The organism is Rhodococcus sp. 06-1460-1B (genome assembly GCF_002258475.1).
GTDB classification, from domain to species: domain Bacteria; phylum Actinomycetota; class Actinomycetes; order Mycobacteriales; family Mycobacteriaceae; genus Rhodococcoides; species Rhodococcoides fascians.
Map to the genome: position 1 here is coordinate 47299 of NZ_NOYS01000022.1, position 25294 is coordinate 72592.

A 25294-nucleotide genomic window follows, 5' to 3' on the forward strand; every position below is an offset into this window, starting at 1 on the left:
AACGGACAGGTCACAACGCGGCGTGTCGCCAACTGGTGCAGGGCACAAACCTGTGGTCTGCGACCCCCAGTCGGTGGGATCCGCTCCCGCGAGCGGCTAGAGTGACGCCTTGGACCTGCGCGGATCGGCCCCGGCCGACTCCCTCGCACGGTGTGCCCAGACCCCCGGTACCGACCACCTCAGACCCCAGGTGCCGGCCGCTCCAGACCCCAGAGGAGAGCAATAGATGAGTTCCGCCGAGGCCGCGACCCCCGGGCCGCGCAAATTCCGCTTCGCTGCAGGCGGAGAGGGAAACGCGGAGGAGGGCGGGGCTCGGAAGTTCATCAAGCTGGCTCAGCAGGCCGAGGAACTGGGTTACGACAGCTTCATGATTCCCGATCATCTCGGTAATCAGGTCGGGCCGATCGCGGCGCTCGGAGCTCTCGCGGTTGCCACCGACAAGATTCGGCTCGGCACGGCGGTGCTCGCCAACGGCTTCCGCCATCCCGCGGTGCTCGCCAAGGACGCGGCGACCATCGATGTGCTCTCCGGCGGACGGCTGGAACTCGGACTCGGCGCGGGCTGGATGCGCGAGGAATACGACAAGGCCGGCATCACCTACGACCGTCCCGGCGTCCGCATCGAAAAGCTCGCGGAGACCCTCGACATTCTCGACGTGTTGCTGCGCGGCCAGGAATGCAACTACGAGGGCAAGCACTACACGATCACCGGTCTCAAGGGCAGCCCTCGTCCGCGTCAGGGACCGCGTCCGCCGATCTGCATCGGCGGCGGCGGCCCCAAGATGCTCGCGCTGGCGGCCAAGCACGCCGACATCATCTCCGTGGTGCCGAGCACCTCGAAGGAAGGCAAGTTGCTGCTGTCGGGCATGACCATCGAGAAGACTCTCGAGCGCGTCGAGCTCATCCGGGCTGCCGCAGGGGATCGGTTCGACGACATCGAGCTGAACTGGGCGATCACCACCATCGTGGTCACCGACGATCGCGAGCAGATGGCCGAGATGGCGTTGGCCGCGCTGGACAACGGTTATCCGCCCAACGTGGACGTCGACGTCAAGCTCACGGTCGAGGACATTCTGTCGTCGCCGTACCTCGCCTTCGGAACGTACGAGGAAATCGCCGATCAGATCCGTAACGTTCGCGCGCGGACGACGATGTCCTATGTCGGGGTTTTCCCCACACAAATGGAAGCATTCGCTCCGGTTGTCGACTTGCTGAAAGGCGAGTGACGCAGGCGCGTGTCGGTAGCATGGAGTCGGCCTCGAGGTCGACCGAAACCGCCACCGCTGGAGTTACCACTTAGTAACATAAAACGCTGTTCGGGGTCTGCATCGATGAACGTCGTCAATGCAAGGCCAGGTCACGCACGATGTGTGGCAGCGATTCGTGTCGGAGGAGATTGAAGCAAATGAGCCACACGTTCGATGATTTCATCGATGAGAACGGCCACATCACCATCGGTGAAGGGCAGACACTCGTCCGCCACGTCGAGGCGAATGTCGAAGAGAACGCCGACACGCTCGCGTACCGGTTCATGGACTACTCCCGGGAACGGGACGGTGAAGCGCACGAGTTGACCTGGTCACAGTTCGGCAAGCGGCTGCGCGCTGTCGCCGCCCGTCTGCAGCAGGTCACCGAGCCCGGTGACCGCGTGGCGATCCTCGCTCCCCAGGGCCTCGAGTACGTCATCGCGTTCTTCGGTGCGATCTACGCGGGCACCATCGCGGTTCCGCTGTTCGATCCCGACGAGCCCGGCCACACCGACCGCCTGCATGCCGTCCTCGGCGACTGCAAGCCCAGCGCGATCCTCACCGCCAGCAACTCCGCGGCGGGCGTTCGCGCGTTCTTCCGCGCGCTCCCCGCTGCCGAGCGGCCCCGCATCATCGCCGTCGACGCCGTTCCCGACAGCGTCGGCGAGACGTGGGTCGAGCCCAAGGCAGGGTTGGACGACATCGCCTACCTGCAGTACACGTCCGGTTCGACGCGGACCCCGGCCGGCGTCGAGATCACGCACCGCGCGGTCGGCGTCAACGCGCTGCAGATGGTCGACAGCATGGAGATCAACTACGACTCGCGCGGCGTCACCTGGCTGCCGATGTTCCACGACATGGGTCTGCTCACCGTCATCCTCCCGGCCCTCGGTGGCAAATACATCACGATCATGAGCCCGCGCGCGTTCGTGCAGCGACCGTGGCGCTGGATCAAGGAACTCGCCGCTGTCTCCGACGGAGCAGGCACGTTCGCCGCGGCACCGAACTTCGCGTTCGAGCACGCCGCCCAGCGCGGACTGCCCAAGAACGGTGAAAGTCTCGACCTGTCGAACGTCATCGGCCTGATCAACGGCAGCGAGCCCGTCACCACGTCGTCGATGAAGAAGTTCAACGAGGCCTTCGGTCCGTACGGTCTGCCGAAGTCCGCGATCAAGCCGTCGTACGGCATGGCCGAGGCGACGCTGTTCGTCTCGACGAGCAAGCACGCCGACGAGGCCAAGGTCGTCTACGTCGACCGTGTCGAGCTGAACGCAGGCAACTTCGTCGTCGTCGCGCCCGACGCTCCCGGAGCCATCCCGCAGGTATCGACCGGAACCGTCGCCCGGAGTCAGTGGGCCGCGATCGTCGACTCCGAAACCGCCACCGAGGTGCCCGACGAGCACGTCGGCGAGATCTGGCTGCACGGCGAGAACATCGGCAAGGGCTACTGGGGTCGCGAGACCGAGACCAGCGAAACCTTCCACAACAAGCTCGTCCACCGCGTGGCCGACGGTTCGCACGCCACGGGTGCCCCCGAGGGCGCCAACTGGATGCGCACCGGAGACTTCGGCGTCTATCACGACGGCGAGCTCTACATCACCGGCCGCGTGAAGGACCTCGTCATCGTCGACGGCCGCAATCACTACCCCCAGGACATCGAGTTCTCGGCGCAGGAAGCAAGCAAGGCTCTGCGGCCGGGCTTCGTGGCGGCGTTCGCGGTACCGCTCAACCAGCTTCCCGACGTCGTGTTCGAGTTCAGTGGTGCCGCGTTGACCAAGGATTCGGACGACAGCTCCGAACAGCTGGTCATCGTTGCCGAGCGCGCTCCCGGCTCGGGCAAGGCGGACCCGGCTCCGATCGCCGACGAGGTGCGCACCGCAGTCTCGGCGCGGCACGGCGTCACGGTCCGCGACGTCCTGCTCGTCCCGGCCGGTTCCATCCCGCGTACGTCGAGCGGCAAGATCGCCCGACGCGCGTGCAAGGCCGCCTACATCGAGGGCACCCTGCGCGGCGGTTACCAGCAGACGGCATTCCCGGACGCCGAACTACCCGACTGATCTCTGGGCCTCCCGTTCCTTCGATACATAGCTTGGTGAGTAATGGCTGAACAAGAGACAGACAAGATTCAGAGTGCCGACGGGACGGACCTCACGGTCGCCCAACTGCGGGATTGGCTACGCAACTGGGTTGCGGACGCGACGGGTCAACCCGCGTCGGCCATCTCCGACGACCGTCCGATGGAGGAATTCGGTCTGTCCTCTCGCGATGCCGTCGCACTGAGCGGTGAGATCGAGGAGCTGGTGGGGGTCACGCTGACCGCGACCGTCGTCTACCAGCACCCCACCATCGCGTCTCTGGCCAAGATCATCATCGAGGGCGAACCCGACGAGCCGGTGGGTACCGTCGACGACGCGTTCTACACCAGCGGAGTGCAGTCGGGCGACGCCCACGACATCGCGATCGTCGGACTGTCGTCCCGTTTCCCCGGCACCGGTCACACCCCCGAGGAGATGTGGTCGCTGCTCATCGAGGGCCGCGACGGCATCACCGACCTGCCCGAGGGCCGGTGGAAGGAATTCACCTCCGACCCCGTCATCGCCGCAGCCGTCGACGCGACGGTCACCAAGGGTGGCTACCTCGACGACGTCAAGACCTTCGACGCCGAGTTCTTCGCGATGTCGCCCAACGAGGTCGTCAACGTCGACCCGCAGCAGCGCCTCGCGCTGGAACTGACCTGGGAAGCGCTCGAGCACGCGCACATCCCGGCGAGCTCGGTCAAGGGCAGCCAGGTCGGCGTCTTCATCGGCAGCTCGTCCAACGACTACCAGCTCATCGCCGTCAGCGACCCGGCCGTGCATCCCTACGCGCTCACCGGCACCTCCACAGCCATCGTCGCCAACCGCGTGTCGTACTTCTACGACTTCCGCGGGCCGTCGATCGCCGTCGACACTGCCTGCTCGTCGTCCCTCGTGGCCGTCCACCAGGCAGTGCGCAGCCTGCGCACTGGCGAATCCGATCTCGCCGTCGCAGGCGGGGTCAACATGCTGCTCGCCCCGCCGATCACCGTTGGCTTCGGTCAGACCGGCGTCCTCGCTCCCGACGGCCGGATCAAGGCCTTCTCCTCCGACGCGAACGGCATGATTCGCTCCGAGGGCGGCGGACTCGTCGTGCTCAAGCGACTCGAGGACGCCGAGCGAGACGGCGATCAGGTGCTCGCTGTCATCGCCGGATCCGCCATCAACCAGGACGGCCGCTCCAACGGACTCCTCGCGCCGAACCCCGACGCACAGGCCGACGCACTCCGATTCGCATACCGCGACGCCGGCATCAACCCGTCGGGCGTGGACTACATCGAAGCGCACGGCACCGGAACCATCCTGGGCGATCCCATCGAGGCCGACGCGCTCGGCCGCGTGGTCGGCCGTGGCCGCGACGCGGACAAGCCGGCACTGCTCGGCTCGGCGAAGACCAACTTCGGACACCTCGAATCTGCAGCAGGCGCAGCAGGTTTGATCAAAGTCGTGCTGGCGATGCAGGAGAACAAGCTCCCAGCGTCACTGAACTACGTGGGCCCCAACCCGTACATCGACTTCGACAAAGCACACCTGAAGGTCATCCCGGAGGCCACCGACTGGCCGCGGTACACCGGCAAGGCCGTCGCCGGCATCTCCGGTTTCGGCTTCGGCGGCACCAACGCCCACGTCGTCGTGCGCGAATACGTACCGGGTGAGACCTCGGCCGAATTCGACCCCGCTGCCGTGGATCCCGAGGCCGCGGTGGTGGAGGGCGTCTACGAGGAGCAGCTCGACGCCGAGACGACCAGCCCGGTGGCCGAGGCCGAGACCATCCTGGCGGAGTCCGACAGTGCTCCGGAGACAGTGATTCTCGCGGTGTCGGCCGCGTTGCCGTCGCGTCGTAAGCGCGCGGCGTCGGAACTGGCCGACTGGCTCGAGACCGAGGAGGGCAGCACGACGCCTCTCGTCGATGTCGGCCGGACATTGGCCCGGCGTAACCACGGGCGTTCGCGCGCAGTGGTTCTCGCGTCCACCACGGCCGAGGCCATCGCCGGATTGCGCGCAATCGCAGCAGGCAAGCCCGGACCGGGCGTGTTCTCCGCGGACTCACCCGCGTCCAACGGCGCAGTGTGGGTGTTCTCCGGATTCGGCTCGCAGCACCGCAAGATGGCATCGCGGCTGTACCGAACCAACGCCGTGTTCGCCGCCGAGGTGGACAAGGTGGACGAGCTGCTCGTCGACGAAGCCGGCTACTCCATCCGCGAGATCATCCTCGACGACTCGCAGACCTACGAGTTCGAGAACTCTCAGGTCGCCATCTTCGTCATCCAGATCGCTTTGGCCGCAACGCTTCGCGCACACGGTGCGGAGCCGTCGGCCGTCATCGGCCACTCGATGGGTGAGGTCGCGGCAGCGTACGTCGCCGGTGGCCTGAACCTCGAAGACGCCGTCCGCATCATCTACGCCCGCTCGCGGCTGCTGGCCGAGGGCCAGGACGGCCTCGGTGCCGCCTCGCAGGGTGCCATGGCACTCGTCGAGTACACCCCCGACGAGGTCAAGACCCTCACCGATCAGTTCCCGAACGTGGAGCCCTGCGTGTACGCCGCGCCGACGCACACCACGGTCGGTGGACCCCGCGCCGAGGTCGAAGCCCTCGTCGAAAAGGCCGAGGCCGCAGGCAAAATGGCCCGTCTGCTCGACGTCAAGGGAGCAGGACACACCGCGGCAGTCGACGTACTGCTCGGTGAGCTCGCAGCCGAGCTCGCCGGAATCGAACCGAGCAAGCTCACCGCCGGGGTCTACTCCTCGGTCGATCGTGAGGCGCACTACCGCGTCGGACATGCGGCGATTCACGGCGTCGACTACTGGACCAAGGGAATGCGTCACCCGGTCTGGTTCACCCAGGCCGTCAATGTTGCTGTGGGAGACGGGCACACGACGTTCGTGGAGCTCGCCCCGAACCCCGTCGCGCTGATGTCGGTTGCCGCTACCGCGTGGGCTGCCGGCCTGGCCGACGCCACGTTGATCCCGACGCTCAAGCGCAAGGAAGACGAGGCCGACACGTTCCTCGCCGCGCTGGCGCAGCTGTACGTGCACGGTCATGCGCTGGAACTGGCGACGCTGTTCGAGTCGGGTCCGTACGCCGCAATCCCGCGAACTGCGTACTTGCGCAAGGAGTTCTGGCTCAACTCGCAGGTCAGCTCCAGCGGTAACTCTCGCGTTCCCGGTGCCCGGGTGGCACTGCCCGACGGCCGCCACGTCTGGGAAGTCCAGGCCTCGGCCGTCTCGGGATTCGATGCGTTGGTCACCGCCGCTGCCTCGCAGGTGTTCTCCGATGTGGCTCTGGGTGCTTCGGTCTCGCATGCATCGGTGCCCGCGGGCGGCACGGTCGTCACCACCTTGACCTCGCACCTCGGTGGGGCGTCGGTCCAGGTCCATGCACACGAGGGCTCCGCGTTCACCCTGCTGCACGAGGCTGTCGTCACCTCGGGTGACGCTCGGCCGGAACCCGTTGTGGCGGTAGAAGAGCGATCCTCGTCTCCGATGGAAGAGCTGCCCGAGGTCGTCGAGACGTTCGGTGACCGCTGGGATCCCAACGGCAATCAGAAGCTCGAAGATCGGTTGGCGATCATCGTCGCCGAGTCGATGGGCTACTCACCCGAGGACCTACCTCCCGAGGTGCCGCTGATCGAACTGGGGCTGGATTCGCTGAGCGCCGTTCGGATCAAGAACCGCGTCGAGTACGAATTCGACATCCCCACAGTGCAATTGCAGGCCGTGCGTGATGCGAACCTGCGTGAGGTGGAGAAGTACCTGCGCTACGCGATCGAGAACCGCGACGAGGTGCAGGCGCTGGCAGACAAGCAGGCCGCCGAAAAAGCTGCCGAGCAGGCTGCCGAGAGTGGCGCGACTGCACGCGACGAAGCGTTGGAGACGGCCGTCGCCGCACCGGAGACCGCGGTGCCGAGTGCGGAATACCAACCCGCACCGGTGGTCGCAGCGCAGACCGACCTGGGCGGCAAGGAAGCGTTCGCCGAGGCCGCCGGATCCGATGTGCCCCCACGTGACAACGCCGAGCGGATGACGTTCGCAACGTGGGCGGTGGTGACCAAGGAATCGGCCAAGGGCATCTTCAACACCCTGCCGATCCTCGACGACGAGACGGCCGAGAAGTTGGCCGCTCGCCTGACCGAGCGGGCCGGCGGCGAGATCACCTTCGACGACGTACTGGACTCGGAGACCATCGAGCAGCTCGCCGACAAGGTACGCCCGCATCTCGAGGACGGCGAGATCGACGGTGTCGTGCGCAATCTTCGGGCCCGTCCCGAGGGCTCCACGGCCACACCGGTATTCGCGTTCCACTCGGCCGGTAGCTCCACCGTCGCCTACGAGCCGTTGCTGCGGAAGTTGCCGGCAGGCACGCCCATGTACGGCCTCGAGCGCGTCGAAGGACCCATCGCCAAGCGCGCCGCGGAGTACGTGCCGTTGATCAAGGCGATCCAGCCCGAGGGACCGTACGTGTTCGTCGGATGGTCGCTCGGCGGCATCCTCGCCTACGAGGTGGCGCGTCAGATGGAAGAGGAAGGCATCGAGGTCGCCTACGTGGGGCTGCTCGATACCGTCATGCCCGGCACCAAGATCCCCGACACCAAGGACGAAGTCCGCAAGCGGTGGGAGCGGTACGCCGCGTTCGCCAAGAAGACGTACAACGTCGACTACCCGATCCCGTACGACAAGTTGGTCGACGCCGACGACGAGGGTCAGATTCGGATCATCACCGATCTGGTCAAGCTCAGCGGGGCAAAGATTCCCGGCGGCATCATCGAGCATCAGCGGACGTCGTGGCTCGACAATCGGGCTATCCAGACGGCCGAGCTCAAGGAGTACGGCGGGCACGTCACGCTGTACCTCGCCGACAAGTACCACGACGACGCGATCGCCCTCGAGCCCGCATACGCCACCCGCGAAGAGCACGGTGGTTGGGGACCGGTGGTGAAGGACCTCGAGATCGTCTACGTCGGAGGCGACCACCTCGCGGTCGTCGACGAGCCGTACATTGGAAAAATTGCGGCCCATCTGTCGAAGACGCTCGAGAACATCGAGTCTGCAAGAACCGGAGCGTAGATTTTGAGTGGCACCACTGCGGAGAAGCTGGCCGAGCTACGGGCGAGGCTGGAACTGGCCAAGGAACCGGCCGGCGAGATCGGCATCGCCAAGCGCGCCAAGAAGGGCATTCCCAGCGCCCGAGATCGCGTGAACTCGCTGCTCGACCCCGGCAGTTTCGTCGAGATCGGCGCGCTGGTGAAGGCCCCGAACGATCCGGGTGCCCTCTACAGCGACGGCGTCGTCACCGGGCACGGAACCGTCGACGGCCGTCCGATCGCAGTGTTCTCGCACGATCAGACAGTGTTCGGCGGAACCGTCGGCGAGATGTTCGGCCGCAAGGTCGCCGGCATCATGGACTTCGCGATCAAGATGGGCTGCCCGGTCGTCGGCATCAACGACTCCGGTGGAGCTCGCGTGCAGGACGCCGTCACCTCCCTCGCGTGGTACGCCGAACTGGGTCGACGCCATGAGGCGCTCTCCGGCCTGTGCCCGCAGATCTCGCTGATACTCGGCAAATGCGCCGGTGGTGCGGTGTACGCACCGATCAACACCGACATCGTCGTCGCCACCGAAGAGGCGTACATGTTCGTCACCGGGCCGGACGTCATCAAGTCCGTCACCGGCGAGGACGTCAGCCTCGACGAACTCGGCAGTGCCCGCGTCCAGGCCATCAACGGCAACGTGCACCACGTCGCTGCCGACGAGAAGGCCGCATTCGACTGGATTCGGAACTACCTGAGCTACCTGCCGTCGAGCTGCCAGGAAGAGGCACCGGTGATCAACCCGGGGCTCGAGCCGGAGATCACCGAATCCGATCGCACGCTCGACTCGTTCATGCCCGACGCCGACAACGCCGGTTACGACATGCACGACATCATCCTGCGCATCTTCGACGACGGCGAGTTCCACGAGATCGCCGCCCAGACTGCACAGAACGTCATCACCGGCTTCGCCCGCGTCGACGGTCGACCGGTGGGAATCGTCGCCAATCAGCCGATGCACCTGTCCGGGGCACTCGACGCGAAGGCAGCGGACAAATGTGCGCGGTTCATCCGCCTCAGCGACGCCTACAACATTCCGATCATCTTCCTCGTCGACACACCCGGCTTCCTGCCCGGCGTCGACCAGGAAACCCTCGGCGTCATCCATCGCGGTGGCCGCTTCATCTTCTCGTTCGTCGAAGCGACGGTGCCGAAACTGACTGTCGTGATCCGTAAGTCGTACGGCGGCGGATACGCGGTGATGGGCTCGAAGCAACTGGGATCCGACATCAACCTCGCCTGGCCGACAGCCCGAATCGCCGTCATGGGTGCCGAAGGTGCCATCAACATCATGAGTCGCAAGCAACTCGCCGAGGCAGGCGAGAACGCTCCGGCGTTGCGCAAGCAACTGATCAACTTCTACAACGAGCATGTCGCAACCCCGTGGATCGCCGCCGAGCGTGGCTACATCGACGCCGTCATCGAGCCCTCGCAAACGCGCCTCGAAATTCGCAAGGCCTTGCACATCCTGAAAGACAAGGAAGTGCACAAGAGTCCGCGTAAGCACTCTTTGCTCCCGATCTAGCCAAGCGCGCCCGTCCTGCGTCGGGGTCGCTTCGCTCCCTTTTGGGATCAATGTGGGTTTCAGTCGCTCTGACTGCAACAAAGCCGCATTCATTCGTCGGTCTCCCCGAGCCAGTAGCGAATGAATGCCGCTTTGTTGCAGTTGAAGTGCTTGCAAGAGACATTCATCCGGTCGACGTCGCGCTCCGTCGAAGAACGAGGTTCGGACGGGGCCGCGCCAGAGCCTGTTGATAGCCGGCCCGAAGATCCGCGAGCACGCGCTGGGGGTCGTCCCGGATGTCCTGCGGCAGATGTGACACCACGATCGCGCCGTGGCGTTGCAGGAGAGCTCGGCGAGCCATCGTGTTCGCATGATCGATCGGCGAGAGGTGATGAGCGAGGGAGTCGATCTCCCACCCGAAGCAGACTGTGTCGAGGAAGCCGTCGGGGCTACCGAGGAATGTACCGTCCGAGGTGAACAGCCGGGCATTGTGAATCATTGGTGGGAGTCCGCTCGATCGGTAGAGCCGTTGAGCGTCCGCCTCGGCGACGGAGTGAGCGTTTCCTTCCAGATCCCTGATCGCCAACCGTGTCGATGCGCTGTAGCGTCTCGGCCCCTCCGCCAATTCGATTGCCAGCTCTTCGAGTGATGCCGCACCCCGTCTGATGATCTCCGCAATCAAAGCCGTGCACTGAGATCGTCCGCGTAGTGCGCGGGTCGCGTCGACGACACTCCGGGATACCGGAGCACAGCGCGGACCGTGGTCGAACACGGCTTCGGGCATGCGCCAGGTGCGTTCGGATCGGACGAATTTGACGGATGCTCGCTGCATCTCGTTCGGGACGAGAATGTGAACTTCTTTCGACGGTGGATTCGGCCCCAAGCCATGCACACTCAATGCCGCGTTCCCAGTGAGGATGCTGTGTGGACCGCCGTACGCCAGGGCAGCAGCCATTCGCTGTCGGTGAGATGGGAAGCCGTTGTGCAGCAGCACCACCCCTGGGAGCAAGTGCTGCCAAGGTCCGCCGGCTGCGCATCGGCCGGCTACCGTCCCGTCCGCGACACCGGCCGAGCGAAGCTGTGCCCTTGTCACGACGCCGTGATCGGCGACGTCCTCGAGCATCGATAGGTCTGTGGCCCAAACTCCCCGTTTCATGCCTCGACTGTCGAGCGCGACACTGACACTTCGACGTCGAAAACGGCCGTTCAGGGGTTCCCTGTGGATGGTCGACGAGGTTGTGCACAAATGTCTCGAGGGCGTGTCTTGTGCACCGAAGACTGTCGGGGGTCGGTGGTAAGCCCCCGCTCCATCGATCGTGTGCCGAACCCCGCTCCATCGGCCGTACGCCAACCCCCGTCCGAATGAATGCGGGATTCAGTCAGTCAGAGTGCAACAAAGGGACATTGATCCCAAAAGGGAGCGGGCGACACCACGCGGAGGGGCGGGCGAGGCTGGGTGGACTATTTCTCGAAGACTCGCAGCTTTCCGTCTTCGTAGAATCCCGATCGCGTGGTTTCTCCGGTTTGTAGGTCTGCGGGCACGGCGCTGGGGTAGTACTGCTCGTAGCGCTCGAGTGAGCCCCAGTCCCTGGCCCAGTCGTTTTTGAGGTAGGTGGGGACGGCGACTGGCTTGGCGAGTAGTTCGGACCATCCGAGCGGTCCGCCGTTCTCGCCGGATTGCCAGGTGTCGGTGGAGCTGACGGCCAGTGGGCGGTCGGGGAGGATGCGGTAGCCCGGTACCTCGGCGACGCCGTAGCGGTGGTCGAACGGCCGTTGGCACGGGAACTGGAGTCCGACGGCCCAGTCGAGCAGAACGGGCTGCTCACTGCCGATCATGGTGTTCAGGTTGTCCATCACCGGAACTCGCGGCGGGGTGAATGCGAGCCACTGGTCGCCGGTGAGGTTGGGGTCGTTGGCGACGATGCGGACGGCGTCGGCGTCGGGTGCGATGTCTGCCAACGGAACTCGCAGGTTGCGCCACGAGGGTGCGGGTCCGATGTCGCGAGGTAGGTAGGTGCCCTGCGCCTGGACGCTTCCGTCGGGCTGACGCTTGCCGTATTCGAGCAGCAGCGACTGGCCGTAGGTGAGGGCACCGGTGTCGTCGTAGGACCAGATGCGTCCGGCTGCGGAGAACACGACGAGTGGTGCGTCGTCGCTGCGGGCGGGTAGCTGGTACCAGCTCGAGGTGGCCTCGGCCGGTTCCTGGATTCCTTCTTGGTAGGAGCCGAGGACAGGTGTGGTGGCGGGGTCGAGTCCGAAGGGGAGGGCGGCGGTGGAGCCGTTGACGCCCAGTGCGCCGGTGCCTCCTGCTGTTCCCGAGCTCTGGCCTTCCTCGAAGGCGGGGCCGACGGCTTGTTGGTCGGTATTGCCTTGTCCTGGTTTGACTTCCACGGCGTCGGCGCTGAGGTCGCTGGGGATTCCGTTGGCGGTGAAGTTGCGCAGGGTGGCGCTGGCTCCGCCGAGGGGGCCTGCGACGGGATCGAACTCACCCGGCAGGGGGCTCAGTACATCAGCGTTGGGATCGGCTTCGACGAGCACGTCGTTGGCGAGTCCGCACGAATTGCCCAGTACCGATTGCACATTGGAGCGCGCGAGCGAGTAGGCGGGATATTGGGAGACGGCACCCTTGACGAGGGAGAGGACCTCGAACAGCACCATGATTCCGGCGATGACGGTCAGTGGTGCGGCAGCGAACTTGCGAATGCGTCTACCGCGGGCCGACGTCGGTTTCGGTTGTGGCGGTGCGTATCCCTCACGTAGGTATTGGAATGCCGCGACGGCGAGAACCAGTCCGAAGAGGACGAGGAACAGCGAGCCGGATTCGTTGCCGCCGAGCGAGACCGTCTTGTCGAACCACGGCACGCCGTAGCTCGAGACGTACCAGTACCCGTTGATACCCGAGAACGACAGTGCGAGAACGAACATCAGGCCGGCCGTGAACAGTGATCGGTTCCGGCGTGAGCGCAGTGCACTGGCCGAGACGGCCACTGCGGTCAGTGCAGCGAGCCCACCGGCGATTCCGGCGTAGGAACCGAAGTGGTGAGTCCACTTGGTGGGGTTGAACATCATGAAGAAGATGGTTCCGAGGACGACGCCGAGCAGTCGCCAGGCAGGCCCGTTCGCGATTCCGGGAATGCGCCGGCGGCGCAGGAGCACGAACAGCGTGGTGAACAGGCACAGGAGCATCGCGAGGAACGCGAAGCGGCGGGCCACGGAACCGTCGACGGTCTGGACGAAGAGGTAGTAGTACCGCAGGAAGTCTTGGTACCACGCCTCGTTGGGGCCGATGATGGTGCGCACTCGGGTGGATTCGATGACCGTCGCGAAGGTCTGGTCGGCGAACACGACGACGAGGACGAGTACTCCGGCAGCGGCCAACGGTGCCAGCATGGCGAGGGTGCCGACCTGCCGGTGGCGTCGGACCACGATGCGAGCGATGGGCCGGGCTCCGGCGAGAAGCGCTGCCACACACATCAATCCGGTGGGTGCGGCGGCCAGGGTGAAGGCACCGATGAGGCAGGCGGCGGCTGCGGGAAGCAGTCTGCCGGTGGCGATGGAGCGTTCGATCGAGCACCAGGTCAGCAATGCGCCGAGGGCGACGATCGGCTCGGGACGCAGTCCGTTGTTGTACGGGAGCCAGAAGGCGAGGAAAACCAGTCCGCCGGTCCACAGCGCCACGTTCGATTTGCGCACCGCGCGTCCGAGTCGCGGCACCACCTCGCGGCTGATCACCATCCAGCACAGGACTCCGGCGATCAGGGCGGGCAGGCGCATCCACGGGCTTGCGGTCGAGATCTTGGCGAAGACGGCCAGGACGTCGTAGTACCAGCCGAACGGTGCCTCGGGGACGCCGAACCAGCGGAAGTAGTTGGCCATGTAGCCGGAATGTTCGGCCGCGCGGGCCATGGTGAGCAGATAGCCGTCGTCGGAGGTGTTGGCACCGACGAAGTGCCAGCCGACGAGGACTCCGAGAACCGTGACGTCGACGCCGGTGAACTTCCACCAGTGCGACGGGAAGAAGCGGCGGTGCGCGCGGCGGTCGGTGCCGTCGAGCCGTGCGAGCGCGCCCATGGCCAGCAACGTGCAGGCGATCGCCAGCACCATTATCAACGACTTCAGGATGGTCGGAGTCGACGAGAAGCGGGAGTCGACGTCGACGGTGACCGACATGTCGGCCGGGGCCGCGCCACTGAGATCACTGAAGATGCCCACGACCTGCGGACGGAGGTCGCCGTCGAGCCGACCCTGGACGGGTTGGCCGCTTTCGTCGGTCAGTCCGGTGAAGGCTGCGGAAGTGTACTGGTCGTTCGAGGTGATCTCGATGGCGGCGCAGCGCGTGCTCTGGACGTCGGCGCGCGGTGCCGTCGCGACGACGACGTTGCGGTCGAGGACATCGACGTTCGACTCGCCGACGCGAACGAACAGGCTGTTGAGGGCGGCACCCTCACCTTGCGGGGGTGCGGTCGCCAGCAACAGCCCGCCCGACGCGGGTAGTGCGGCCACAGCAGAGCACGGGAGGGTGGCGGACAGTCGCAGGGGTGCCTGGGACACCAGTGGGGCGTCCACGTCCTGTAGGAGGCCGTTCTGCGGCCACTCGATACTCGCGGTGGTCTGCGTGACGGGTGCGAACGGAGTGATCAGTGCGAACAGCACGCCGAGTATGCCGGCCACCATCGCGATCAGCCGGGGAATCCGTACCTGAGCACGAAGTTCGTCCGAGGCTCCGAGCGGAGCGGGGACGGGGGGACCAGCTGATGAATCTGTCACGACGTCGGGCACGATTGTCGATGTTATGCGAGCGTGACTTCGAGGTCACACAGGCGCCGTCCCCGGATCCGATGGAGAAACAGGGAATCAGCCGGTCTTCATCGGTCCGTCGCTGGACAGTCCCGACCGAGACTGTTGCTCGACGGTGATCCGGGCGGTCGCGGCAGCCGGATCGAGTGGCGTGTATCTCTCGATCGACCCCCAATCGCGGGCGTAGTCGTCAGCCAGATACGACGGCAGAGTCTGGGCACCGAGCAGCAGTTCGGTCCACCCCAGCGGGCCGCCACCGAAAGAATCCTGCCAGGCGTCGGTGGATTCGGCTCCGGTTCGGTCGGGCAGGATGCGGTACTTCGGCACCTCGGCGACGCCGTCGCGATGATCGAACGGACGCTGGCACGGGAACGCCAGCCCGACCGCCCAGTCGAGCAGAACGGGGTCGGTGGACCCGACCAGAGAATTCAGCGTCTGAGTTTTCGGGACGCGAGGGGGAGTGACGGCAAGCCACTGATCTCCGGCCAGGTCGTTGTCCTCGGCGACGATGCGAACGGCGTCCGCGTCGGCGGGTAGGTCGCTCATCGGTACGCGCAGGTTGCGCCACGACGGTGCCGGGCCGATGTCGAGAGGCGTGACACGGCCGAGTGCCTGGACGTCGCCGCCGTCGCGGCGTCCGTATTCCAGTTCGACGCGTTGGCCCGGGGTGACGATGCCGTCCTTGTCCACCGAGCGAATTCGGCCTGCGGCGGCGATGGCGATCAGGTCGCCCTCTCCAGGCAGCGAATACCAACCGGAGGTCAGTGACGCGGGCTCGGTGGCTCCGAAGCTGCCGAGGACCGGGGTCGTTTCGGGGTTCAGTCCGAACGGCAGAGCGACTGTGCTGCCGTTGATTCCGACGTTCTCGTTGGTTCCGCCCGAGGTGCCTGCGGAGTTCGACGAGGTGGCCGACGCGCTCTCTTCGGAGTCCTCGGGGCGGATGGAGTTGGCACTGCCCTGGGCGGTGTCCTCGGAGTCGGCCGTGAGGTCTTCGGCGACGCCGTCCGGGGTGAATCCGGTGCTGCCGCCTGCTCCCAGCGCGTCCGGGGCGGGGTCGATCGGCTGCAGGACGGATCCGTTGACGTCGGTCTCCACCTGCACGTCACCGGCGAGTCCGCACGAGTTGCCCGCGAGTGCGGAGAAGTTGGATCGCGCGATGGAGTACGCAGGGTATTGCGCCACAGCACCTTTGGCGAACGAGAGCACTTCGAATGCGACGACACCGCCGGCGACGATGGTCAACGCGGAGGGGGCGAAGCGTCGACGCGTGGTGGTTTCTGCTGTGCGATAAGGCAATCGGACATGTTGGTACGCCGCATACAGCAGGGTCAGCACGGTCAGGCCGAGCAGGATGGTCGAGAAGCCCTTGCCGGCAATGGACGGCGGCTTATCGAACCACGGAATGCCGTAGCTCGAGACGTACCACCAACCGTTCGAGCTGGTGAACGCCACGGCCGTCAGGAACAGCACCGCGGCGGTGAACAGCGTTCTGTTACGCGGGGATCGGACGGTGGCCGCCGTGACGGCCACCGCTGCCAGTGCGCCGAGGGACGCGGCGAGACCGGCGTACACACCGAAGTGGTGGGTCCACTTGGTGGGGGTGAACATCATCAAAGCAAGTGCGCCCAAGACGATTCCGAGTATCCGACGCGATGGCCCGGTGGCGGTACCGGGGATGCGTCCGTTCTTGCGGAGCATCACTGCGATGCAGACGACGATGCACAGCAGCATCGCGAACATGCCGAATCGTCGGGCGAGCGAGCCGTCGGGGGAGATGGTCATCAACGCGTCCCAGCGCACCCGTTCCTCGAACCAGGGCACGTTGGGTCCGAGAGCCGAGCGCACCCGGGTCGCTTCGAGCACGGTGCTCAGAGTTTGGTCGGCGAAGATCGCGATCACCACGGCCAGTCCCGACGCGATCAGCGGCGCGAGGACCGCGAGCAACCCCACTTGGCGGGCTCGTTTGACGATGATCATCACGATCGGGCGCAGTCCGGCGAGCAGCGCGGCGACGGCGATCAGTCCGGTAGGTCCGGCGGCGAGGGAGAAGGCGGCGATCAGTGTGCCGACCGCGGCGGGCAGCAGTCGTCCGGTGGCGATGGCCCGCTCGATCGAGCACCACGTGAGCAGCGCGCCCAGGGCGATGACGGGTTCCGGGCGCAGTCCGTTGTCGTAGGGCAGCCAGAAGGCGAGGAACACCAGGCCTGCGGTCCACAGCGCGACGCGGTTGGTCAGTACCGCGCGCCCGAGGCGGGGGATGACCTCGCGGCTGATGACGAGCCAGCACAGCAGTGCGGCGATCGTGGCGGGTAGGCGCATCCAGATGCTGGCGGTGCTGACTTTGGCGAGGGCGGCCAGCATGTCGTAGTACGGCATGCCGAACGGTGCTTCGGGAACGCCGAACCAGCGGAAGTAGTTGGCCATGTATCCGGCGTGCTCGGAGACGCGTGCCATGTTGAGCAGGTAGCCGTCGTCGGAGGTGTTGGCACCGATGAAGTGCCACAACACCAGCACTCCGACGACGACGGCGTCGACGCCGGTCACCGTCTTCCAGCGCGACGGCAGGAAGCGGCGGTGACGCCGACCGTCCACGCTGTCGAGGCGATGCAATGCGAACAGGGAGGCGACGACGGCCAGCGCGCCGACGATCATCGCCAGCAGCTTGAACGTCGTCGGGGTCGAGGAGTAACGGGAGTCGATGTCCACGCGCACGTTCAGACCGTCGACCGGCGCGGTGAGGTCGGTGAAGATGCCGACGACCTGAGGTCGGACGTCGCCGTCGACAGTGGTGGCCGCGCCGCCGAGGTCGACCACCGTGCGAGCGGCGTTCGAGGAGATGGTCAGCGCGCAATCGGAGGCCAGGTCGGATACGGGAGCCTCGGCGAGAACGCGATCGCGCAGCAGCACCTGCAGTCGATCGTCGTCGACCCGCACGGTCAGTGCTCGCTGCTCGGTTTTCGCGGCCGCGATCGGAGCGGTGGACATCACCGTGCCGCCGCCGTCGAGCCGAGTGGCAGTACTGCACGGGATCGTCGCGTCCAGATCGAGCGGGGAGTAGCTCACCAGCGGAGCGTTGACGCTCCCGAACGAGTTCTGCGGCCACGACAGCGTGGAGACGTCCTGCTGCACCGGCAGCAGCGGAGTGGCGATGGCCAGGACGGCACCGATGATGCCGGTGACGATCGCTATCAGCCGGGCGGTCGTGATGTTCGGAGCGGTCGCAGGCACACCGGCGATGCTATTGGACGAGCGAGCGCACATCCCACACCCATACGCCGCCGGTGTATTGCGGCTGGACGTCGAGCAGCTCGGTGACCGTGCTGCGCAGGGCGACGGTGTTCTTGCTCGGCGGAAGTACCACGACGTCGGCTTCCCAGAAGCTCATGTCCTGCGCCGCCTGGCTGCGCTGATCGGCGGTGATCTCGGGGACGGTGCCGGAGTCGTAGACCGAGCCGAGCAGCAGCGCCGTCGGGCGGTCGACGGCGCCGTACTTGGCGACCTTCTCTTCCTGATCGCTCGGTCCGACGAAGTATCCGGCGGCCAGCGTGAAGCCCATGTCCGCGTCCATCTGCCAACGCAGCGGACGGGCGTCCTCGGGCCGTGGGAGAGGGACGGTGACGACGGAACCGTCGTCGACGTAGTTCTGCCAATCGCCGTCGGCGAAGAACCGAGGTGTGGGGGATTTGTCGACGGTGACCAGCGGCGTCGGGATCAGCGGAACGAGGGCGAGGGCGAGTCCGGCGATCCAGAATGCAGGCAACGGCCGTAGTCCGTTGCGGAACGTCCGGTCGGTGGCCAGGACGAGCAACAGAGCCAGTGCGGGGACCGCGCCGAGGGCGAAGCGGGTCTCGAGGACGGATTCGACGAGTGGGTATTCGGCGAGTTTCGTCCACGGCAGGGTGATGCCGGTGTCGTTCTTGCCGATCGTCAGCGTTGCGCCGAGCGAGAGCACGCTCATGACGATGGCCGTGGCAGCCGCGGCTCTGGCGCAGGCAACACGCCACATCCACACTGCCGCCACGAGGCACAGCGCGAGCAGCGGCCAGCCGAAGTAGGCGTTCTCCTCGGTGGCGTTGATCCGTACGTTCTGACCCGGGGTGGCGACGCCACCGATGGATTGCGTCGGGAACTGGAACAGGGCTTTGGCGTCGTTGCCCATCGGGCCGTGTTCGAGGAAAGAATACGACTGCGGTCCGAAGAACTGCCACCACAGCGGCAAGGCCACGATGGCCAGCGCGATGCTCGCCGATACCGCGAGCCGGGGTACGGCATTGCGGACGGCCGGCCACAGGGAACGCGGCCGGGACAGGTAGTAGACGACGGCGAAGATGGCGAACGACATCGCGAATATCAGCAGCGGTTCTTCACCGAGCAGGATCTGCAGCGCGACGATCAGGCCGAGCCCGACGGTGTTCTTGGTGGTTCCGCCGCCGTGTGCGATGCGGGTGACCAGCATCGCGATGACCGGGAGCAGAAACAGCACCACGAAGTTCGGGTGGCCGTTGGCATGGGAGATGGCACCGGGCGCGAAGCCGCACAGTGCGCCGCCCATTGCGGCGGCACCCTTGGACGCGTTCAGCTGACGCGAGAACAGCCAGTACCAGGCGAACGAGGTGCCGGCGAGACCGGCGGTGAGGGCGATCGCCCAGGTGACGGTGGGTCCGAACAACAGCGTGATCGGAGCGAGCGGGATGGAGATGCCGAACATCGCCGTGTTCGCCATCAGATTCACCCCGAGCGGGTAATTCTGCAGGTCACTGGACAGTGGATTGTCCAGATGCGCGACGGCGTGGGCGGCGACGGAGAAGAACCACTCCCACATCGTCTGGTCCTGGCCGCTGTTGTAGAGGTAGCCACCGTTGAGATTGCGCCACTGACCCTGCAGGACGTACACGGCGGCGATCAGAAACCCGACGGCCGCCACGAGGTCGCCACGCCCGACGCCGGAGTGTCGAGCCGGTGCCGTGGTCGGCTGCCGCTCGAGAACGCTCTGGTCGTGGGTGGTCATCGCGTCGAGGTTACAGAAAGATCACGGTGGGCGAAAACTCGAACGTGCTGGGTCACACCGGCTGGAGTGCGACGCCGCCCCACCCGTATGTACAGATCAGTCACCGATCCAGGTGGCCACGTTCGTCACGTCCTCCCGTTCGGTTCGGAACGAGTTGATCGGGTGCTCCAGGTCCGCGTATCCGAACGAGATGCCGAGCACGATGCGCCGGTGCTCCGGTATGTCGAAGTAATCGTGCAGAAAATCGGAGTACGACGCGAGGGCGGCCTGTGGGGCGGTTGCGATGCCGAGGCTGTGTGCGCTGAGCAGAAAGGTGTTGACGTACAGACCGCAGTCGATCGCTCCGTACTCGCCGAGATCGGCCTCGGTGGTGATCACGGCGACGTGTGGCGCATCGAAGAAGTCGAAGTTGCGGAGCATCTGAGCAAGGGCGCGCGGATCCCCCTTCTCGATGCCGACACTGTCGTAGAGCTGCAGTCCGCACGCACGGCGACGGTCGCGATAGTCGCCGGCGTACTGGGTGGGGAAGGGGATGTCACTCTGCACGGGGCCGCCGCCGCGGACGTGGTCCTGGAGTGTCCGGCGGAAGCGGTCTGTCCCTTCCCCTTCCGTCACGATGACCTGCCACGGCTGGGTGTTGCACCACGACGGTGTGCGCTGGCTCAGCGCGAGCACACGCTCGATATCGCCGCGTGGCACTGCATCCGGCCGGAACTGTCGGCACGTCCAGCGTTCTTCGAGAATTCCGGCGAGTGCCGAGAATTGCTGCCCTCGATCGTCTGTCACAGCGTCCATGTACACCCCTGGTCTCATTTCGAGACTACAAAGTAGCAGCAATAGTCTCGTTTCGAGACTGCTGGGTAAGGTCGACGGTATGCGTCATGCGGAGCTGGCCGATGTGCCCTGCTCGATTTCGAGGTCTCTGTCCGTTCTGGGTGACCGGTGGACGCTGGTGATTCTGAAGTGGTCGTTCGCAGGGGTTCGCCGTTTCAACCACTTCCAGAGCGCCATGGGGATCTCACGAAGTCGGCTGCAGGATCGACTCGACCGCCTCGTCGAGCACGACATTCTCGCCAAGGTGCAGACCGATTCCACCTACGCGGAATACCGGCTGACCCGCAAGGGCCACGACATCTATCCGATTCTGATGGCCTTCAAGGACTGGGGCGACGCGTACATGGCACCCGACGGTGTCCCCGTGCACTACACGCACCGCGACTGTGGGGGCAACGCACACGTGAGGCTCGAGTGTGACTCGTGTGGCGATGAGATCACGGCTCGTCAGGTGCTGCCGGCGCCTGCCGCGGGTAACCCGCTTGCGCCGTGACGTACTCGGCCTGCGGCCGCGGTCTCGATCCGGCGCGCATGGCGTTTATGCAGTGCGCACCACCAGTGCGAAGGGGCCGATATCGGTCACCGTGAAGCGTGGATCCTCGAACAGTGACTCGGGGAAGGTGACGGTGTAGCGCCGCACGTTCGGATCGTTCGGGTAGACGTCCTCCGCCAGTCTCAAGGTGTAGCCGTCGGCACCGCGGCGGAACAGGAAGGCGTCCGGGGCGCGCCACTGGCTGGTGTCGAGCGCCTCGATCATCTGGTCGGGAGTCTCGAGCTCGGTCCACCGCTCGATGGCGTCGGCCCGCTGATCGAACTGCGCCAGCGGGTTGGCGTAGTGCGAGGTCAGTCCTTGGAATCCGAAGTACGGGTAGTAGCTCAGGAACGAGGTGTCCGCAGTGAGCAGGACGGTTTCGTCGCGTGGTCGACCGGTCTGTTCGGTCAGGGCGTCGTCGACCTCGCGGTAGTACGAGACGGCGCTCGGCGGACGCATATCGGCACGGTTGCCGTCACCGTCGGTGTCGGAGTACGCGACGGTGATCTCGCTCTGCAGTACCTGGGGGATGTTCTGCGCGAAAGCCATTGCGCCGATGGCCGCGACGACGACGGCAGCGATGCGGAACTTCGGGGGCTCGTTGATGGCCTGGTAGATCGCGTGGCTGCCTTCGAGGAATCCGAAAACGCCTGCGCTGCCGAGCAATACGATGAGAACCGCTTCGAGTCGGAACGAGAGCAGTGTGGTGCCCGCAGCCGTGGCCGCCATCGACAGCAACGTCCACAGGTAGACCGCGACGACGCCGACTCCGAGTGCCTGTGCTCGACGCGACGACGAGAAACGTACTGCGACCCATACCGTTCCGATGAGGCACAGAATGCCCATCATCGAGAACTCGAACATCGGGAACGGAAGCGTTGCACCGGCCTCGGGCAGGTAGTGCAGTGCGGTGCCCGATGTGGACGGTGCGCCGCGGAGGAAGTCGACGAGATACGGCAGCCATACCGTCGCCGCTATGAGGCCCGAGATGACGGCGATCGCAGCCACTTTGATTGCGATAGGAATCAAGGCCCGCCAGGTCTTGCGCTCGCGGTAGGAGAGAACGGCGGCGAACAAGGCCATCAGCACGACGGTGAACGCGGCCAGACCCAGGTACAGGGTGTAGAACGTCGCGGCCAGACCGAGGAACAGGCCGGTACCGATTACCGCTCCCCAGCCGCTTGCTGCGCGTCCCCCCGTGGGGATGAATGTCCCATTCTTGCCGTCTGACCGACTGGATGCCGCATTCATCCCGACGGGCCGATGCAACGCGCCCCAGGCCAGGAGCAATGCCGGGGCGAACAGCAGCACGATGACGGCGCTGTAGGCCTCGGGGGAGGCGTAGGCGACAACCAATGCAGTCGTGACAGCGCTGACGGCGACGGCCCAGTCACTGCGGATCAGGGCCTTCCACAGTACGAAAGCGACCACCGACGTGACGGCAAGCAGTCCGATTGCGTACGGCTTGAACACTTCCCAGCCGTCCATACCCAGCAGGTTGCCGACGCGTCCGCCGAGCCAAAACCAACCGGCGGGGTAGAACGGTGGGATGTCGGCGTACGTCATGTCGCGCAACGACGCCGAATCCGTCAGCCGCGTCAGGTATTCGGTGCGAAACTCCTGGTCGACGGAGATGCCGAACAGGTACAGCTTGGTTGCCGCCAAGGGCATTCCGAGGGTGACGGTGACGAAACCGGAGAGCCCGACCCACGCCGAGAGTCGAGCGATCCACGGCCACTTGCGGATTCGGTACAGGTAGATCGACGACGCGAACAGTGCCGCGGCTACCACCTGGCCCAGAGTTGTCAGAGCGCGAGTGACGTTGGACGAGTTGAACGCCGGCCACTGAACCAGTGAGAAGGCGTACAGCCCGACCGTCGCCACCACGACTGCGACGAGCGCACCGAGAACGATCTCCCCGACGGCAGAGGCGGTTCTGCGAGCCGGTGCAACCCCGTCAGTCATCGAGATCAGATGGGCAGCTTGCGGAAGATCGGCCGCGGCACGTGTCGCAGCACCATCATCACCAGACGCCACGGTGCGGGAGTCCAGATGAGCGGGGTGCCCTTGCGCGATGCATTCACCGCGAGCTTCGCGATGACCTCCTTGTCGACGGTCATCGGTGCTTCCTTGACGTGGGCGCTGAACTTGGTGCGCACCATGCCCGGACGAACGACGGTGACCCGAGGACCGAACTCGCGCAATGCTTCTCCGAGTCCGAGGTAGAAACCGTCGAGGCCGGCCTTGGTGGAGCCGTAGACGAAGTTGGAGCGACGGACCCGCTCGCCTGCCACCGAGGACATGACGATGATGCGGCCGTACGCCTGCGCCTTCATCTTCTCGCCCAGCAGAACGCCGACCGACACCGAAGCGGTGTAGTTGATGTTCGCGGCGAGGACGGCCTTGCGCTGGTCCTGCCAGAGCTGCTCGGCATCGAAGTCGACGGCGAAGGCAACGATGGCGACGTCGACGTCACCCTTGGCCCAGGCCGCATCGATGACCTTCGGATGCGACGCGGTGTCGAGTGCGTCGAAGTCGATGACGTCCACGGACTTCGCGCCCTTGGCGGTGAGCTGTGCAACGGCACTCTCACGCAGCGGATCGTTGGGCAGCGCAGCGAGAACGACGCGTGCCGGAGACTTCGACAGGTACTCCTCGGTGATCGCGAGACCGATCTCGCTGGTGCCACCCAGAACGAGAATCGTCTGTGGGTTACCTACGGCGTCTATCGTCACAGCAGTTCCAGCCTTCTAGCCATATCGGAGGCGAAAACGCCTGTGGGGTCTACAGATCGACGAACCTTGATCCATTCGTCGATCCGCGGGTACATCGAGTGGAACGTCTCGGCGTCGGTGCGCGAATCCTTCGCGGTGTACAGACGACCGCCGAACTCGAGCACACGCTTGTCGAGTTCGCGGACCATCTCGTTCAGCCCCGCCTTGATGGGGAAGTCCATCGCGACATTCCAGCCGGCCATCGGAAAGCTCAGTGGAGCTTTGTTTCCCGGCCCGAACAGCTTGAACACGTTTAGTGCCGAGTACTGGCCGGAGCGTTGAATGAACCGGATGATGTCCTTGAACTCCTCGAGCGCCTCTGTCGGAACAAGGAACTGGTACTGCAGGAAACCCTTGGGCCCGTAGCCTCTGTTCCACTCACCGACGAGGTCGAGGGGGTGGTAGAACTGCGTCAGGTTCTGCACCTTGCCGGTGTAGTTTCCGCCCATTCGGTAGTACGCCTCGCCGATCATGCTCATCGACAGTTTGTTCAAGCCGCTGATCGGAAAGATGTCCGGCACAGTCAAGAGCTGGGGTGCGTCGAACTTCAGTGGATCCTTCTGCAGTTTCGCGGGAAGTTCGTCGAACTTGGCCAGCGATCCGCGAGTAATCGTCGCGCGCCCAAGCTTGGGTGGTGCGCTCATCACGTCGAACCACGCACTCGAGTACGTGTAGTTGTCCTCGGTGCCGTCCTGGTGAGCCGCGACGGTCTCGTCGAGGCTCTCGGTGCGGATGCCGTCGTTGATGAAATAAGCCGTTTCTGTCGGCGTCATCTCGATCGTCGCACGCAGGATGATGCCGGTCAGGCCGTTGCCGCCGACCGTCGCCCAGAAGAGCTTGGCGTTCTTGCCCGTCGGCGTCAGGTGACGGATCTGGCCATCGGCGGTGAGCAGTTCCATCGAGCGGACGTGGTTGCCGAAGCTACCCGCGCTGTGGTGGTTCTTGCCGTGGATGTCGCAGCCGATGGCACCACCGATGGTGACCTGACGGGTACCCGGAAGCACCGGTACCCACAGGCCGAACGGCAGCGCAGCGCGCATCAGCTGATCGAGACTCACGCCGCCGTCCAGATCGACGATCCGCGTCGCGGTGTCGATGCTGTAAATGCGGTTGAGCGCCGTCATGTCGATGACGAGCCCACCGGAGTTCTGTGCGTTGTCGCCGTAAGACCGGCCGAGGCCGCGTGGAATGACGCCGCGTCGGAGGTAAGTCGGCTTGGAGTCGTTCTGCTCGGCGACCTGCTTGACCGCGTTCGCGATGAGCTCGGGGTCGGAGGTAGCGAGCACCTCTCCGGTCGAGCGCGCGGTGCGTCCGAATCCGGAGATCGTGCGGGTCTGCGTGGGTAGCGGCGCAGTGTTCCCGGCCTGTGGTTCCAGGGGGAAGAGTGCGTCGTCGGCTGTCGTGGACATCGCTCAAGAGGGTACCCGCATTGCGATA

The 25294-nt window shown here is 65.4% G+C and carries 13 protein-coding genes; 5 read left to right on the forward strand and 8 right to left on the reverse strand.

Translation table 11 applies throughout. The annotated features are described in order from the left end of the window. The first annotated feature begins 226 nt into the window (after positions 1-226). From CH268_RS11655 to CH268_RS11670, 4 genes are all read left to right on the forward strand, one after another. Entirely contained in the window at positions 227-1225 is a 999-nt protein-coding gene (locus CH268_RS11655) for an LLM class F420-dependent oxidoreductase (protein WP_027494807.1), read from the forward strand. Positions 1226-1404: 179 nt separating this feature from the next. Then, positions 1405-3303 carry a long-chain-fatty-acid--AMP ligase FadD32 gene (gene fadD32, locus CH268_RS11660; RefSeq protein WP_027494806.1) on the forward strand — a complete coding sequence of 633 codons (1899 nt, stop codon included), beginning with the start codon at positions 1405-1407 and terminating at the stop codon, positions 3301-3303. Between the two features lie 42 nt (positions 3304-3345). Continuing rightward, positions 3346-8385, forward strand: a complete 5040-nt coding sequence (gene pks13, locus CH268_RS11665; RefSeq protein WP_094664160.1) for a polyketide synthase Pks13 — start codon at positions 3346-3348, stop codon at positions 8383-8385. Positions 8386-8388: 3 nt separating this feature from the next. After that, positions 8389-9933 carry an acyl-CoA carboxylase subunit beta gene (locus CH268_RS11670; RefSeq protein WP_027494804.1) on the forward strand — a complete coding sequence of 515 codons (1545 nt, stop codon included), beginning with the start codon at positions 8389-8391 and terminating at the stop codon, positions 9931-9933. Between the two features lie 163 nt (positions 9934-10096). On the opposite strand, the gene CH268_RS11675 is transcribed toward CH268_RS11670, so the two are convergent. The 5 genes from CH268_RS11675 to CH268_RS11695 form a co-directional block, all read right to left on the reverse strand. Continuing rightward, entirely contained in the window at positions 10097-11068 is a 972-nt protein-coding gene (locus CH268_RS11675) for a hypothetical protein (protein ID WP_094664162.1), read from the reverse strand. A 305-nt stretch (positions 11069-11373) separates the two neighbouring features. Continuing rightward, the gene (locus CH268_RS11680; protein ID WP_094664164.1) at positions 11374-14691 is read right to left on the reverse strand and encodes an arabinosyltransferase domain-containing protein; all 3318 of its coding nucleotides are present in this window, start codon (positions 14689-14691) and stop codon (positions 11374-11376) included. A gap of 75 nt (positions 14692-14766) precedes the next feature. Continuing rightward, positions 14767-17937: an arabinosyltransferase domain-containing protein gene (locus tag CH268_RS11685; RefSeq protein ID WP_255182365.1), complete on the reverse strand. Its 3171-nt coding sequence runs from the start codon at positions 17935-17937 to the stop codon at positions 14767-14769. A gap of 10 nt (positions 17938-17947) precedes the next feature. Then, entirely contained in the window at positions 17948-19717 is a 1770-nt protein-coding gene (locus CH268_RS11690; protein WP_094664168.1) for a glycosyl transferase, read from the reverse strand. A gap of 96 nt (positions 19718-19813) precedes the next feature. Continuing rightward, positions 19814-20512 (reverse strand): nitroreductase, encoded by a 699-nt coding sequence (locus CH268_RS11695; protein ID WP_052066161.1) that lies wholly within the window; start codon positions 20510-20512, stop codon positions 19814-19816. Positions 20513-20591: 79 nt separating this feature from the next. On the opposite strand from CH268_RS11695, the gene CH268_RS11700 reads away from it, so the two are divergent. Then, positions 20592-21044 carry a winged helix-turn-helix transcriptional regulator gene (locus CH268_RS11700; protein WP_032366764.1) on the forward strand — a complete coding sequence of 151 codons (453 nt, stop codon included), beginning with the start codon at positions 20592-20594 and terminating at the stop codon, positions 21042-21044. Between the two features lie 45 nt (positions 21045-21089). Here CH268_RS11700 and CH268_RS11705 read toward each other — a convergent pair whose 3' ends face one another. From CH268_RS11705 to CH268_RS11715, 3 genes are read right to left on the reverse strand one after another with little or no spacing between them, the layout of a single operon-like run. Next, positions 21090-23048 carry a galactan 5-O-arabinofuranosyltransferase gene (locus CH268_RS11705; protein WP_094664170.1) on the reverse strand — a complete coding sequence of 653 codons (1959 nt, stop codon included), beginning with the start codon at positions 23046-23048 and terminating at the stop codon, positions 21090-21092. Between the two features lie 5 nt (positions 23049-23053). Continuing rightward, complete coding sequence (locus CH268_RS11710) at positions 23054-23818, reverse strand: decaprenylphospho-beta-D-erythro-pentofuranosid-2-ulose 2-reductase (protein WP_027494796.1); 765 nt, start codon at positions 23816-23818, stop codon at positions 23054-23056. After that, the gene (locus CH268_RS11715; protein ID WP_057473073.1) at positions 23815-25266 is read right to left on the reverse strand and encodes an FAD-binding oxidoreductase; all 1452 of its coding nucleotides are present in this window, start codon (positions 25264-25266) and stop codon (positions 23815-23817) included. Before CH268_RS11715 ends, CH268_RS11710 begins: the two co-directional genes overlap by 4 nt. Positions 25267-25294 lie beyond the last annotated feature (28 nt).